We start from the raw sequence: 15,381 nt of genomic DNA, 5'->3' as shown, positions 1-15,381 counted from the left end.
AACCAGCATGTCTGATGGGTTTACCAAAACCGGCTCAGTGCGACGTAGCGCTCACCGCGATTTTGCTCCAGAAGAAAAAAACCGCGGACCTTATATTCCTACTGCTCTTGCCAATAATCCTCGTGCCGGTCAATGGGATGGACGCAAACTCTCACGCAATATTGTGGCAGATTACAAGCGTTTTATTGTAACGGATGGTGAGGGAATTCGTTGCTCACTCTATGTGAGCGGATGCCCATTCCACTGCCATGATTGCTATAATTCTTCGATTTGGGATTTCAAAGCAGGTCATGAATATACCCAAGAACTCGAAGATAAAATTATAGAAGATTTAAGCTTAGATTACGTGCAGGGTATTACTCTTTTAGGCGGAGAACCACTGCTCAACACTCCTATGCTCATACAACTGACGAACCGTATTCGCCGCGAATTTGGTTCATCAAAAGATATCTGGGCTTGGACTGGATATACATGGGAAGAGCTTATGCGAGAAGGTGAAACTCCCGATAAGATTGAGCTATTACATAATATTGATATTTTGGTGGATGGTCGATATATCAGTAGTTTGCATGATTCTCTTTTACAATTCCGTGGCTCTTCTAATCAACGTATTCTCGATGTGCCACGTAGTTTTGAAGAAGGTCGAGCAGTTATCTGGGATAAGTTACACGATCAAGAACGTTTTATTCCTGAAATGTATGGAAAAGAACGTGCAGCCAGCGAGGATGCTACCGAAAATAATTAAAAGAACTAAAAGCACAACGCCCCTTCACCTGCATGATGATGAAGGGGCGCATCGCTATATTCTTACAGGTGTGCAACTGCAGAAAGAGAGAAAAACTTCACACACCTTTAGCGCATAACGACTGTGCAAGACTTTAGTGCTTCAGATCAATAACCATACGGCCACGAATCTTTCCAGCTTCCATCTCATCGAAGATATCGTTAATATCTTCCATTGGTCGAGACTGGCATTGTGGAACAACCTTGCCTTCAGCACCGAATTGGAAGGCTTCTTCCAAGTCCTTACGAGTACCAACAAGCGAACCCACAACACGAATACCATCAAGCACCAAACGAGGAATGCTCAAATCCATAGATTCAGTTGGCAAACCGACTGCAGCTAAAGTACCACCAGCACGCAAAGCATCAACAGCGCCGTTAAAAGCGCTCTTACCCACTGCAGTTACTACTGCGCCATGAGCACCACCACATTCACGCTGAACAACTTCGCCCAAGTCTTCCTTCAATGGGTTAACGCACAAGTCAGCACCGAACTTCTTAGCAAACTCGAGCTGCTCGTCGTTAATATCAACAGCAATAACCTTAGCTTGGAAAACATTCTTCGCATACTGCAAAGCGAGGTTACCTAAACCACCCAAACCAGAAATAACAATCCATTCACCCGGATGAACGCCAGACTCCTTAATAGCCTTGTAGCAGGTGACGCCAGCGCAAGTAATAGAGCTTGCTGCATAAGAGTCAAGACCTTCTGGAACTTTAACTGCATAATCCGCAGGAACAATGCACTCGTGTGCCATACCACCGTCAGCAGTGTAGCCAGCGTTGAGCACGGAACGACACAAAGTTTCACGACCTGTTGTGCAATACTCACAACGGCCACAGCCCTTAAAGAACCAAGCTACGGATACGCGGTCGCCCACCTTGAGAGCATCTGCTCCTTCAGCTACTTCCTTAACAATGCCAATACCCTCGTGTCCAAGAACTACGCCAGTTTTGTCGCCATAATCCTGATGCATCACATGCATATCAGTGTGGCATACACCGCAGCATTCCATATCGAGCAATGCCTCACCATAACGTAATGGACGCAATTCCTTATCTACAACAGCGGCTTTCTTATCTTGAGTTGCTACGATTGCCTTCACGACAGAATCCTTTCTACATAAATACTCATCATCGAGAAAACTTGACATCTCCGTCAAGAACACACCACCTAGTGTATCCCTATTCCTCGAAATGGTAAAACGAAACACCATAAACTCACAGATTAATATGTTCGTTTGTGCGCACGATGTTGCCATTTTGTAGGATTTTCTATCATTTCCTCAACGGCGTGTTCTTGACGTGTTTTGTCAAGCATTATTCATGACGCAACCTCCATAAAGTTCGTGCAGCCACCAGCAAACCATAAGCCAACATTGCAGTTGCCGCAGCAGCCGCTACTCTCACTAACGAAATACCCGTGCGTGCCAGTGGTTGGCTTGGTTTTTCAGGAGTTTTCGGCGTATCCGGAGGCGGCTTAATCTCCGTTTGTTCCCCAGCAATCCCCAGCCCATGCGAAGCCAAAATCGTTCCATCCGCACCGCGCAAAGTTGCTTTCCAATACACAATTCCCGGAGTCTGCGATCTCACAGAAGGACTGCGCACCTCATAACTGCCATCATCTGCGCGCATGTCCGGAGTAATCGCCACCGTTTCCTCTTTGATCAAAACCGGCGTCGCCCCCATCTCCCCTCCACTATCGGCGGCATCATAAGCAGTAAAACTCACAGTCGATCCCTCCGAAACAGCACCTTCCACACGTGCAATATCAGCAAAATCTTCGCCTGGCATCACTTCAGACTTGTCAACATGCGTCACTATCGAGGCACTGTGTGGCGTCTTCACCACTCGAGTGCATTCCCACTCATCGTTCCACGCACTGGTCACAGGCATCACGCGGTCATCTACAGCGAAACTGTACACGAAAGCGTAGTAACCAAGCCTGTCAGCATAAATGTGCACGGGCTCACCATGCGCGTCCGGCTTGCCACCTCCCACAGCGAGAACGCCATTGCGCGCTTCATACTCAAACTGTCCAACGAGCTGATGCGTATCATCATCTGCGGGAGCCACCACAGAGTCGGGCTTGTCTGCCGACCAATACACGCGAACCGTTGCCAAGCGCTCATCTGCCTTCCAGCCAAACCTCTCATTACCCGTAAACTCACCGTGATCATCGGGGAACCCAGCAATCGTAATACGATCGGTTAGTGGCGCTCCTAACTCAGCGGAATGCTCCGAAACTGTTGAATCAACAGACACATGCTGTCTGGTCGATGTGCTTTCTTTCACATCCAACAACCCAGAAATCGCATCCTTATCCATCCACTGCCGCGCGTCTTTGCCATCCGCATCTTCACCTTGATCATCGCGCGCAATCGTCCACACCCAGGTGGTGAATTTACTCTCCTCATCAGTAATCACAGAGCTGTGCACATCGCGCGTTTGGCCCGCATCAGTAAACTCTATCTGCTCCGTTCCCACCGATTCAAGCCCTAACTCGCGTAAACGAGCAATATAATCAGCGGCTTTTTCTCCATCCCGCACCTGAATTTTCTCATCTGCGCTCAATTGCGCAACCTTCTCATGCGTCAAACCCGTATACGCGTAACCGGTCGCTTTTAGCGTCACTCCCTTTTCCCACGCATCGCCTGACATAACGCCCACCTGCACACTATCGCTCATCGCATTACCCGCCTCGTCAATCAACGAAGGAACTTGAGTGCGAATTTCTGGCTGAAAAACCTTGCGCACATCGAAGCGAATACCCTGAAAAACCGCCTCATGATTATCGCCTAAGCGCACAAAATTTTGCGCACTATCCACATCATCTAAGGTCTGCACAGAGACGCTCTGCGAGGTACTCACTTCACCCTCACCCGTTGCAACCCATGGCACATCAACCGGATCGGCAGCACTCGTAACAGTAATAGAATCCGAATTATTACTCTCAAAATGCGCAGGACCATGCAATCGCACAGTAACAGGAACATTATTGAGAGATTCACCGCTTGCATTCGTTACACGCACCGACACCCGACCACGCCGCTTTGCCTGCGAATACGCCATCGTAACCTCCGTGCCCGCAACAGCATGCGACGTGCCCTCCGCCCATAATTCGGTCGCACGCTGCTCAACCCCAGGAGCATCCGACATTACACGCGCTCGGCTCGCATTCCATTGCGGACGCGAAGAATCTAAATCAAAATGATCATGAATAAGCGTTGCTAAAGCCGCATGATCCAAGGGATTTGACGAGTTATGATACCTCTCCAACAGATACCCCATTGATCGCGTTTGCGGCGAGTCAGGAATTTGCCGACTGTTGCTAAACGTCCACGTAGAATCCACGCCCCATTGATGGCAGTACAGATAATCGCCGTTCTCACTGACGCCAATCACGCCCAAAACGTACCCTTTAAAGCTCGGCAAAAGCATGAACAGGCTTTTTGACGGTCTCGCCAGATGACCGCCTGCAGGTTTCGCTGATGCAATTTGCGGTTGAACGTTCAGACATAGCACCACGAGCAGCGCAACGCTCAGTAGCATCCCCCACGAGAGGGATAGAATGCGCGCAACCCGCGACGTGCGCAGCATTTGTGCTCTTTCCGATTGCTGCGAGTGGAGCAGCTGCACGCGCTTTACCTGAGAGAAGCGCTTAACCCGAGATGCGCCCAGTATCCGTGCTCTTTCCGATCTCAACGAACGCAGCATCCGCACGCTATTTTCTTCAACTCTATTTTTGACAACGTTATTTTCTGCGCGTTTTTCTTTCGAAACCGCTTGACGCTCTTCTCTCGCGAGCGCGCTATCCGAGCACTTAAGCCTTCTCCTGAATAATTTTTTCATCGTATGATCCTTCCCTATTTCTACGACTACGGTGTCGTTCTTCCAGCATGACTGATGCGAGCGCGAAAACCACTATTGAAATGAATATGTGAACCAATGTGGATAACTCGCCCGGTTTCAGCGAAGACATCTCATGTCTAATGCCACGTAAGCGATATCTTTCACACTAAACACGTCCACCGCTCCATCACCATGCCACTCGCTTATACCACTCGCTTCCCCGGCTCATACCGACTACCCATGCCGCTCGCTTATACCGCACAGCAAGTAAGCTAGACGCTGAGAGTGCTGATTGATCAGCGCTACACACGATCTCTTTGAGGAGAAAAAATGGCAGAAACATTTAATGTTTTGGTGGAAATTCCACGCGGTTCTAAGAACAAGTACGAAGTAGACCACGAGACCGGCCGCATTATGCTCGACCGCACTTTGTTCACTTCTATGGGCTACCCAGATGACTACGGCTATATTGAAGGCACTTTGGGCGAAGACGGCGATCCGCTCGATGCTTTGGTTATGATTCCAAACTCCGTATTCCCTGGCTGCATTGTGGAATGCCGCGCTGTTGGCTTATATCACATGGTTGACGAAGCTGGTGGAGATGACAAGATTTTGTGCGTTCCTGCAGACCCTCGTTTTGACGACATCAAGGACATTGACGATGTTAACGAGTTCCACAAGAAGGAAATTGGACACTTCTTCAACCAGTACAAGGCTTTGGAGCCAGGCAAGGAAGTTATGCCAGGTTCTTACTGGACTACTGCTGACAAGGCTGAGGCAGAAATCGTTGCTGCTCGTCAGCGCTTGGCAGATGCTGAGTAAACTTCAGTAGACCGCTTACTGCTTATATAGCGAGTCCCCGGAACGTCTTTTAGGACTTCCGAGGACTTTTTTATTCCGCAGATATTGCGATTGCTAGTTCTTCAGATTTTAGCGATGTTCCGAGGAGTAAATTGCCCAGTAAGTTCCACTTCGTTCCTCCAGATGGCATGCGTCACGACATCGTTTTGGCGTTTTGACACATTTTGGTTTGACTTCATGACTGAGGTCGATACGCGCAACCGATATGCCACTTTTGAAGCCATTTTTGCGCATCAAAACTGGCATAACAGGTGTATTAATCGGTTAAGCCAGCATGTGTGAGAGTAACGACTCTTAAGACTTGATGAGTTCCGAACATCGTTTGACATAACAGGTTTTGCTTTACTGCTCGGATAAAAATGTCAGCCATGGCAGGTTTCTTCTGCCGTGGCTGGCTGCTTTTTAGACCTAAAACTGGAACGAATTACATTGCCAAACATGACATGCTGCCTGCGTCATAGCTCAAAACACTTGCAGAGGTTCAAGTCATTCAGACCACGTAAAACTTACACCGTTTCATTAAGTCAGTTTTACGAATTTCGCACGCGAGCCGAGAACCACGCCAGCCTAGAGCACACTAAGAACACTCAAACAATAAAGCTGATAAGGAAAATCATCAGTGGCAAAATACCGCTGAGCATTGCTGCTAATCCTGCGTATCTCCAAACAGGAGAGACTGAAAGATTACGCGCTTCTTCAGTCTGTTGCGAAGCCTCGTTCGCTTTACCATCGTTTGACTGTTCACCCGCTTGAGGGGCTTTCACTCCAGAACCACCCGCTTGAGATGCACGCACGGCATCGCGTGACCAAGCTCCCACACTCAGGCTAATGCACAGAATTCCGATAACGATGAAGGCAATAATAGCAACGAAAGCAGTAGTACTGATTGCCAAACCAGCCGCACGCGCAAAACGCGCAACCATCCAGCCTGACGATGCCAACCCTAAAGTTCCCATCAAAATAATGTTTGCCAGCGACTCAATTAACTGAGTGCGTTCTTTTCGCAACATTTCAAATAAGAAACCGCCAGCAATCAAAGCGGACATCAGCATAAACAGAGCCGCACCAAAATGCTGTTCGGCTGCGATTAAAGCGGCAATGACTCCCGCGAGGCTCATAGCAACTGCTGCAATACGTGAAGCATGAGGAGTAGGCGTATACAGTTCAGCAGGGAAAAGCCAAGCCGCAACACCTGCCACCGCCACAATAAACACAGGCAGAGCATACAAAAGAACACCGCCCACATGCCACATGGATGCAATCAGGAAAAACATAAGCGCACATACAACCGCGCTTGCCCCCGCTACATGTACACCAGCCACACGAACACCAGCTACACGCGCACTCCGAGCAGCGCCCGACTCACCCACATTCCCACCCTGAACACCAGCGGCTTGTTCCTTCGACATTTTCACTCCTTGACCGCAAATAGACGAATGCGGTAGATAACGTTTACTATTATTCATAGTAACGGTTTAGCAGGGCATTCTGTTCACGCCGTTGTTTGTTACTTCATGCGCTATCGATATGAACACACAAATCGCAAATCGAAGCGCACAGTATGCGTTTTTCGGAAGGACAGTCATGAGCGATTTCACACTGCTAACAAAATCGACTGATCCCGCTTCCGTGTTGCCTGCTTTAGCTTTACTCCAACATCGTGTGCGCGTTCTGCCCACAGAAATATCCTCGCTTGTGCGCATTCCTGATGAAAGTATTGTGTTTTTAGATGCTCGCGAAGATGTTGCGTCTGCAAAGACTTTCTGCTCGATGGCAGCTGCCTCGGGCGTTCAATTTCCAATTATCGTTATTTTAAGTGAGGGCGGCTGTTTAGCTTTTAACGCTGAGTGGAAGGCTGCAGATTTCGTGGTCAACACTGCCAGCCCTGCAGAAGTTGAAACTCGCGCACGCGTTCTGTCTATGGGCGGCTTGGTTAATCCTAGTCTTATGCGCATGTCAGACACTTCAGACGATGAGAAGAATTCCTCGTCTGCATCGTCTCGAAACGGCGTGATTACGTGCGGTGCTTTGGAAGTAGATACGATTGGCTACACCGCTACGCTGCATGGACATCCGCTTGATTTGGCGTATAAAGAGTTTGAGCTTCTCAAATATTTAGTACTGCACCCAGGTCGCGCTTTTACGCGCACGCATTTACTTCAGGAAGTGTGGGGCTACGATTATTACGGCGGTACGCGCACGGTTGATGTGCATGTTCGTCGTCTGCGCGCTAAGTTAGGCGTTGAGTTTGAGTCTGTGATTGGAACTGTGCGTAACGTGGGTTATCGTTTTGACCCTCCTCAGGGCGCTCGTTCTCATGAAGATGAGCAAGACGAAGAGTAACATGCCTCGCGAGACCAAACAGCAACGCGCACAACGCATTCATGAGGAGTACGCGATTTTATGCGAAGAAATACCGAATCCTCAGCCAGGTTTAGTTTTTCGTAACTCTTTTGAACTGCTGATTGCCACGATGATGAGCGCTCAGACCACGGATGTCCGCGTTAACTCGGTTACTCCTGAACTTTTTGCGCTCTACCCTACTGCTGAAGCGATGGCTGAGGGCAACGTGGAACTGATTGGCGAGATTATTCATGCCATCGGTTTTTGGCGGGTAAAAGCCCAGAGAGCTGTGCAGATAGCGCAATCTTTAGTCCGTGATTTTAATGGCGAAGTGCCTAGCACAATGGAGGAGCTGGTAACCCTTCCGGGAGTGGGTCGTAAAACTGCGAATGTTGTGCTCGGTCATGCTTTTAATGAACCCGGTTTTCCGGTTGATACGCATATTATTCGGTTAACACGTCGTTTGCGTTGGCGCACAGATTGGCATTCATCTCATCCAGATCCCGTGCATATTGAGTCAGAAATAACGCAATATTTTGAACCATCCGAGTGGAAAAACGTGTCGGATCGTCTTATTTTATTCGGACGTTCTACGTGTCATGCGCGCAAACCTGAATGCGATATGTGTCCGCTCAAACAAAGCTGTCCGAGCTTCGGCATGTATACTCGTTAGCCTTGTGACGTAGACTACGACCTATGAGTCAGAAATCATCATTACGTTCAGGTCTTATTTTCTTTGCTACGCTTATTGTGCTCGCTCTTATAGTGACGGGCGGATGGGCAATTGTGAATCATAAAGTAGAGCTGCCTGCCGTCTTAGGTGGAGCGGAAGGAAACGGTCAAACCCTTACAGTGGCAACCGCCCAACCGATCAGCTCTCTTGATATGACCTCTAATACGTCTTCTGCTCTCGATCAAGCTTTACTGCATAATGTATACGATACTTTGGTCGGTCGCGATGAAAAAAATCAGCCTGTGCCCACTGGTTTAGCTAAAAACTGGAGCATTTCTCCAGACGGTTTAACCTACACTTTTAAGCTGTACTCAGGTATGAACTTTTCGAACGGTCATACTGCTAATGCGGACGATGTGGTCGCCTCGCTGAAGCAGACGCTCGAAAAGCAAACGGCTGATTCAACGCGGTTGCAGCGCGTCACAAGCGTGAACGGCAATAATCTCACAGTAAAAATAACGCTATCTCAAGCAGATCCAAACCTTCTATGGGCGCTGAGCACGCGAGCTGGAATTATTTACGACTCACAAGCCACGTATGACGCAGCGAAAACTGCTGTCGGTTCTGGTCCGTATCAGGTTGAAGCCTTCGAAGCTGGCAAATCGCTTACCTTAACAGTTAATCCTCACTATGGTAAGAAAATCAAGGGTTTTTCTACTATCAAGCTAGTTGCATACCCTGATGCGAATGCGGCTGTGGATGCTCTCGAAGCGAAAAAAGTGGATGCGATCTTACCGCTGGCTAATTCCCCTGCAACCGCTAATGTGGCGACTGCTCGTCAAAAGCTTTCCGAGCTCAAAGACGTAACTGTTGCTACAACCGCGAGCACCCATCGCTGGGCTATTGCTTTGAATACTTCTGCGGATTCGCTGTTCTCTGACACGCATATTCGTCAGGCTTATCGCGCAATGCTTAACCAGTCTGAGCTTATTTCTGCGTTGGGAGTAAGCGCGGTTGCGCTGTCTGCCCCTGTTCCTTCTCTCGATCCGGGATACCAGGATTTAACGGGAACATATCATGTGGATATTGCGCAGGCTCGTCAATATTTGAGCTTCTATGGGTATGCGCGAAACTTTACTTTGTCGTATCCGCAAAGCATAGGTGACGCTTTTGCTCAGACCGTAGCTTCGCAGTTGGTTGCAGTAGGCGGAACGGTTACACCTCAAGCTGTTCCAGATAATCAATGGCAGTCTCAGATTGTAGAGGGCAAACAGTTTGATATGGCGATTATCGATTTAAGCAGTAGCCATGACCTCTTAAATATTGCCAGCCCTGATTACATAACTCAGTACACAAGCCCTGACACGAATACCGCTTTAGATAATGCGCGAAAAGCTGCGAATGATAATGAATACACGGCAGCAATGACAGCCTTAGGCAATCAGATTGCTGATGCCTCACCAATGATTTGGGCGTATGAGGAACAGCCGATTGTTGCTGAGCGCACTGGAATTACTGGCATGCCTAAGGCTCTGGCGGATTCATATGTGCAGCTGGAAAATATTGTGAAGGAGTAGGGTTCTCGCATCGGCTTCCCGCTCCTTTAACTCACCTGTAACTCACTTGCAGCTCACCTGTGCTTAGCCTCTGTCTGTGCAAGTTCCTGCCTTCTGCCCCCCCTCGGCGTGTCTTGCAACACACGTAAACTCGTGTGCATGACTAATGAAGCAGATAAGACAAGCATTTCCGCTTCTCTCACCCCTTTGCCAGCTAAGGTTGGCGTTGAGGGTTTGGAAGAGAAGTGGGGTGCCGCTTGGGAAGAACAGCAAACCTACGCATTCCAAGGCAGCCGCGACCGTAAGGCTGTCTATTCTATTGATACTCCTCCTCCAACCGTCTCCGGTAGTTTGCATGTAGGTCACGTATTTTCCTACACGCACACCGATGTTATTGCGCGTTTTAAGCGTATGAACGGTTTCGACGTGTTCTATCCAATGGGGTGGGACGATAACGGTTTGCCAACCGAGCGTCGTGTGCAAAACTATTTCGGTGTTCGCGTAGATACGTCGCTTAAATACGATCCTGATTTTAAGCCTCCTTTCGAAGGTACTGAGGGCAAGAAAATTCAGGCAAAAGATCAGGTTCCTGTATCTCGTCAGAACTTTATTGAGCTGTGCGAGCGCTTAACTACTGAAGATGAAAAGCTTTTCGAGAAGCTGTGGCGCACGCTGGGTCTGTCTGTTGACTGGAAGAACACGTATCACACGATTGGCGAGCATCCTCGTCGTGTGGCTCAGAAGGCTTTCTTGCGTAATTTGCAGCGCGGTCAGGCGTATCAGAAGCAGGCTCCTGGTCTGTGGGATGTTACGTTCCAGACTGCTGTTGCGCAGGCTGAGTTGGAAAGCCGCGAGTACGATGGTTTCTATCACAAGGTTGCTTTCCACTTGGTAGATGACGGTTCACCTATATACATTGAAACCACTCGTCCAGAGCTTCTTCCTGCTTGCGTTGCTTTGATTGCTCACCCTGACGATGAGCGTTACCAGAAGTTCTTCGGAAAGTCTGTGTATTCGCCTCTGTTTGGCGTAGAAGTTCCTGTTGTCGCTCATGCTGCTGCAGAGATGGATAAGGGCGCGGGTATTGCTATGTGCTGTACTTTCGGCGATATGACCGACGTGCAGTGGTGGCGCGATTTGAACTTGCCAACACGTTCTATTATTCAGCGTAACGGTCGTATTGTTATGACCACTCCTGAATGGATTAGCTCTGCTGAGGGTGGGTCTGGTGAAGGTGGATCTGCTAGGGGCGGCTGCACTAAGGGCGTGGCTCTGTTCGAACAGATTGCTGGCAAAACCACGTTCTCTGCTCGCAAGATTATTGTGGACGCTTTGCGTGAATCCGGCGATTTAGATGGCGAGCCAACGCCAACGAAGCGTATGACGAACTTCTACGAAAAGGGTGATAAGCCTTTGGAAATCGTCACTTCTCGTCAGTGGTATTTGTCGAACGGTGGAACAGACCGTGCTTTGAATGCTGAACTGATTGAGCGCGGCAAAGAGCTGGACTTCCACCCTGACTTTATGCGCGTGCGCTATGAGAACTGGGTGAATGGTTTGAACGGCGACTGGCTGATTTCTCGTCAGCGTTTCTTTGGTGTGCCATTCCCATTGTGGTACCCAATCAATGCTGATGGTTCCGTCGATTACGATAACCCGCTGACTCCTGCAGAAGATATTTTGCCGATTGATCCAACTATTGATGTTCCAGCAGGCTACACCGACGATCAGCGCGATGTTCCTGGCGGTTTTACTGCTGAAAAAGACATTATGGATACATGGGCAACCTCGTCCTTAACTCCTCAGATTGTGACGAAGTGGGCGGAGCCAGGCGAAGAGAATGAAGCCCTGTTTAAGGCTACTTTCCCTATGGATTTGCGTCCTCAGGGTCAGGATATTATTCGCACATGGCTGTTTAGTTCTGTTGTGCGCGCACATCTAGAAAATGGTGTGCTTCCTTGGGCTCATGCCGGTTTGTCCGGTTGGATTTTGGACCCTGACCATAAGAAGATGAGTAAATCTAAGGGTAACGTTGTTGTGCCATCTGAGCCGATTGAGAAGTTTGGTGCGGATGCTGTGCGTTACTGGGCTGCGTCTGCTCGTTTGGGTACTGACGCTGCGTACGAGATTGGCGAAATGAAGATTGGTCGTCGTTTGGCGATTAAACTGCTGAACGCTACGAAGTTTGCTTTGGCGATTGGACGCGAAGACGAGAACCATCAGGTTGCTGACCATACTTCTGTTACATGGAATGTTGCTGATGTGATTCATCCACTCGATCGTTCTGTGATGGCTCAGTTGGCTTCTGTTGTTGAGGTGGCTACTGCTGCGCTGAATGATTACGACCATGCGAAGGCATTGGAAACCATTGAGAGCTTCTTCTGGCAGTTCTGCGATGATTACATTGAGCTGGCTAAGAACCGCGCATATGGCACTGCTGATGCGACTGGCAAGTTGCCAACTGCAGAAGAAACTTTGTCTGCTCGCACTACTTTAGGCTTAGGATTGGATGCGTTCGCCCGATTGCTGGCTCCGTATTTGCCGTACGCTACTGAGGAAGTCTATTCGTGGATGCATGATGGCGCTGGGTCTGTACACCGCGCCGCATGGCCTGAGGCGGGCTTGTATCGTGCTGCTGCGGGCGAGGCTGACAGGGGCGTGCTGCTGTGGGCTGGGCGCGCTTTGGCATCGTTGCGAAAGATTAAGTCTGAGGCGAAAGTGTCTATGAAGAATCCAATTATCAGCGCGACTTTGGCGGTGGACGAGAAAGCTATTGCTTTGATTGAGTCCGCTTCCGGCGATATTTATGAGGCTGGTAAGGTAACAGGAACAGTCAATTGGGTTGCTGCAGATTTGACTGCAGACGATGCCAATGCTGATGAAATTACGATTACGGCTTCCGAGCTGGGAGAAGCTCCAGCACGTAAGTAATGCAAAATAAAGCAGAGCGGTTCTCGAAAGAGAACCGCTCTGCTTTATTTTGCAAGTGTGACGTGTCACCTTGCATTTCCAAAGTTGCCAACAATATTTCTGTGAATCACTTTGCAAATTCGATTCGAAATAACTTTAGTTAAGAGATACGAGGTCACTTGCGCGGATTAAAGCTGGGTTCCCGAATGGGAGTAAGACCACAAGGTTGAGAATTCCTTTGCTCCTGGGGTAGGTCTCGTTTATTTTTGTTTTATCCCGCAATGATTTTACGATTGTGTCAGGGTTTTTACTAATTATTTCATATACGAAGTCAACAACGCTTTCTGAGTAAAGGTATGATTTCTTTTCCTCATTTGCTACTGATTTATCCCATGCATATTTAGATTGATTCTTTATGTTATAGACCTTGCAAATTAGACCGAAATGATATGTATTAAATTCTCTAATCTCACCGTTTTGATCTAGAAGTTCTATACCCTTTTTAGCGAGTAACGAGTTAACGCGCGCTAATACATCCTTGTTGCGCAAGTGATATCTATCGGTTAATTGGACCTCTTTGACCATTTTTACGGCGGTGTCAGATTCGTTATCTATACGTACGGGTATTCCAGTCTTTTTTGAAATTACAAATTTTGTTTTATACAGGGCTGCATATTTAATATTCTCTTGGTCTTCTGTTATAGCATCAATATTTTGCTGTGTTTTTAATAAGCGTTCTGCAACGTCTGGCGCGTATCGTGCTCGTATAGTTTCAGCATTTGCATTTGTTTTTCGTATTGAAAGTGCTAAATAGTTGTCCGGGATTCTGTCACTAATCTCTATATTATGATAGTTGCGTAATTTGTCATCAAAATTTTTGATATTTGCTTGAAAAAGAGGAACGTATGTTATTTCGTATTCAGGGACTATAAAATGCGTACTAGTATTTCGAAGTTCGCAGATACTTTCGTATTTTGACGGATTGAATCGTTTTTATTAGTCATGACTTTTTAAGACATGCTTCAAGTGAGAGCGTGCGTTCGGGCTTATCTGGGTAATATATCGCGGCATATCCTTGGTCTTTAATTATGTGTGCTTTGAGCATGAGCTCTCATGCATTGCAAAGGAAGAACGAGCAACCCTCTACTCTATAATTTATCGTTGGACGATTGAAAATTTCGATGGCTAGTATAAAAGATTCCTGTGCTTTATCGAGTAATCTTTTATATGTCTTCTCTTCTTGTGTATTCATTTTACACTCCCCAATTGTCCATATCATGTTCCAACTCCACATTAACGTCAATTATATGCCACTCGCTCTTAGTTTCGGCGCGCCAACGTCCGATACGCAAGAGAGATTTTAGCTTCGCAAATCCTTCTTCTAATCACACGAGTAAGAGTTATTCACCATACTCCGAACAGCATATTTAATGCTTCTATAATCCTTAATCAATATTTGCCGTAAATTTTGCAAAAGAATGAATCATATTGTAAGAGCACTGTGCTCATATCACTTCAAAAATGGACGCGAATGTTGTACGTATAACGCGCTTACAAGTTCTACGCACTGATGAGAGAGGATTTCAGCTCACATTTGTCCGTAGAAATTGTACGCATACCGTGTTCACAACATTCAGGAACAGGCGAGGGCTCATTTTCTTTAAGAAGTGGGCATCCGTCTGGAATCCACGACTTTCCCGTTCTCCCGCCGAATCGGGCTAATCCTCCCGCCCCGCCGCAATATCCGCGTGCCTCTTTTTCGAGGCCGTCACCACAAAATCGCGGTAAGCATGAGCAATTGTCGGGCTTAATCCGCAATCCACTGCCAGCCCACTCATCCTCGCCAACTGACGCTCTTCACGAGCAGCGTCCAAAGCAGCGAACCCAGCTGCAGCCTTCAATCGCCCGACTTTCTCAGTAATCTCAAAGCGCCGTGCTAATAAACGCACAATCTCGTCATCAATAGCATCAATATTCTGGCGCAACTGTTCAATCTCGCGCGTAGCCGCAATCACGGTATCGGAAGCGTCGGTGCTCAACGATGCAGAAGAAATCTCAGTATTTTCCATACCCTCACCATAACAAAAACCGACGCAAAAATGGCGTTTAACTCCAAAAATGTGGCGTATTAGGATAAAATGCGGGGCTATATGCCAAATGTTGCTGGGGTTAGTAGTTGCCTGAAGGGGTACTTGCTGTGCCAGTTTTGGCTGTGGCGTAGGTTTTGCTAGGTGATGGTTGTGCCCACCGCATGCGTGAGGGACACAACCATTTTGATTGATTATTTATTTATGCGTATTGATCAATAACCTGACGGATAGCTTGGCTTGTTGTTAAGTGGTGAGCAAGCGCATATTGGTCAAGACGTCTCTCACGTTCTAAGTCAAGTCGTATCTTGATGAT

At 47.9% G+C, this 15,381-nt stretch carries 12 protein-coding genes; 6 read left to right on the top strand and 6 right to left on the bottom strand.

What is annotated here, in order from left to right:
* Positions 1 to 7 precede the first annotated feature (7 nt).
* Positions 8 to 745, top strand: coding sequence for an anaerobic ribonucleoside-triphosphate reductase activating protein (nrdG, locus tag HMPREF2909_RS00880; RefSeq protein WP_022856894.1), 738 nt, complete (start codon positions 8 to 10; stop codon positions 743 to 745).
* A 133-nt stretch (positions 746 to 878) separates the two neighbouring features.
* On the opposite strand, the gene adhP is transcribed toward nrdG, so the two are convergent.
* The gene (adhP, locus tag HMPREF2909_RS00875) at positions 879 to 1,889 is read right to left on the bottom strand and encodes an alcohol dehydrogenase AdhP (protein ID WP_022856895.1); all 1,011 of its coding nucleotides are present in this window, start codon (positions 1,887 to 1,889) and stop codon (positions 879 to 881) included.
* A gap of 214 nt (positions 1,890 to 2,103) precedes the next feature.
* A complete protein-coding gene (locus tag HMPREF2909_RS00870; RefSeq protein ID WP_071414882.1) occupies positions 2,104 to 4,383 on the bottom strand; it encodes a hypothetical protein in 2,280 nt (759 codons plus the stop codon).
* A gap of 582 nt (positions 4,384 to 4,965) precedes the next feature.
* Here HMPREF2909_RS00870 and HMPREF2909_RS00865 point away from each other — a divergent pair.
* Positions 4,966 to 5,457, top strand: a complete 492-nt coding sequence (locus HMPREF2909_RS00865; protein ID WP_049216765.1) for an inorganic diphosphatase — start codon at positions 4,966 to 4,968, stop codon at positions 5,455 to 5,457.
* Positions 5,458 to 6,083: 626 nt separating this feature from the next.
* Here HMPREF2909_RS00865 and HMPREF2909_RS00860 read toward each other — a convergent pair.
* Entirely contained in the window at positions 6,084 to 6,905 is an 822-nt protein-coding gene (locus HMPREF2909_RS00860; protein ID WP_071414881.1) for a hypothetical protein, read from the bottom strand.
* A gap of 175 nt (positions 6,906 to 7,080) precedes the next feature.
* Between HMPREF2909_RS00860 and HMPREF2909_RS00855 the strand changes: the two genes are divergently transcribed.
* The 4 genes from HMPREF2909_RS00855 (at position 7,081) to valS (ending at position 12,999) form a co-directional block, all read left to right on the top strand.
* The gene (locus HMPREF2909_RS00855; RefSeq protein ID WP_071414880.1) at positions 7,081 to 7,839 is read left to right on the top strand and encodes a response regulator transcription factor; all 759 of its coding nucleotides are present in this window, start codon (positions 7,081 to 7,083) and stop codon (positions 7,837 to 7,839) included.
* Between the two features lies 1 nt (position 7,840).
* Positions 7,841 to 8,512 (top strand): endonuclease III, encoded by a 672-nt coding sequence (gene nth, locus HMPREF2909_RS00850; protein WP_071414879.1) that lies wholly within the window; start codon positions 7,841 to 7,843, stop codon positions 8,510 to 8,512.
* Between the two features lie 23 nt (positions 8,513 to 8,535).
* On the top strand, positions 8,536 to 10,089 hold the full coding sequence (locus tag HMPREF2909_RS00845) for an ABC transporter substrate-binding protein (protein ID WP_071414878.1): 1,554 nt from the start codon (positions 8,536 to 8,538) through the stop codon (positions 10,087 to 10,089).
* Between the two features lie 138 nt (positions 10,090 to 10,227).
* Entirely contained in the window at positions 10,228 to 12,999 is a 2,772-nt protein-coding gene (gene valS, locus HMPREF2909_RS00840) for a valine--tRNA ligase (RefSeq protein ID WP_071414877.1), read from the top strand.
* Between the two features lie 135 nt (positions 13,000 to 13,134).
* Here valS and HMPREF2909_RS09740 read toward each other — a convergent pair whose 3' ends face one another.
* The 3 genes from HMPREF2909_RS09740 to HMPREF2909_RS00830 form a co-directional block, all read right to left on the bottom strand.
* Positions 13,135 to 13,941 (bottom strand): DUF3644 domain-containing protein, encoded by an 807-nt coding sequence (locus tag HMPREF2909_RS09740; protein WP_168165255.1) that lies wholly within the window; start codon positions 13,939 to 13,941, stop codon positions 13,135 to 13,137.
* Positions 13,942 to 14,089: 148 nt separating this feature from the next.
* Entirely contained in the window at positions 14,090 to 14,230 is a 141-nt protein-coding gene (locus HMPREF2909_RS09735) for a DUF3644 domain-containing protein (RefSeq protein WP_373604526.1), read from the bottom strand.
* 466 nt (positions 14,231 to 14,696) lie between these two features.
* Complete coding sequence (locus HMPREF2909_RS00830) at positions 14,697 to 15,047, bottom strand: chorismate mutase (RefSeq protein ID WP_071414875.1); 351 nt, start codon at positions 15,045 to 15,047, stop codon at positions 14,697 to 14,699.
* Positions 15,048 to 15,381: the final 334 nt, after the last annotated feature.

Origin of the sequence: Alloscardovia sp. HMSC034E08, from assembly GCF_001813415.1 — a bacterium.
Lineage (GTDB): Bacteria > Actinomycetota > Actinomycetes > Actinomycetales > Bifidobacteriaceae > Alloscardovia > Alloscardovia omnicolens.
The sequence above is the reverse complement of the archived record's forward strand: the minus strand, read 5'-3'. Positions and strand labels throughout refer to the sequence as shown.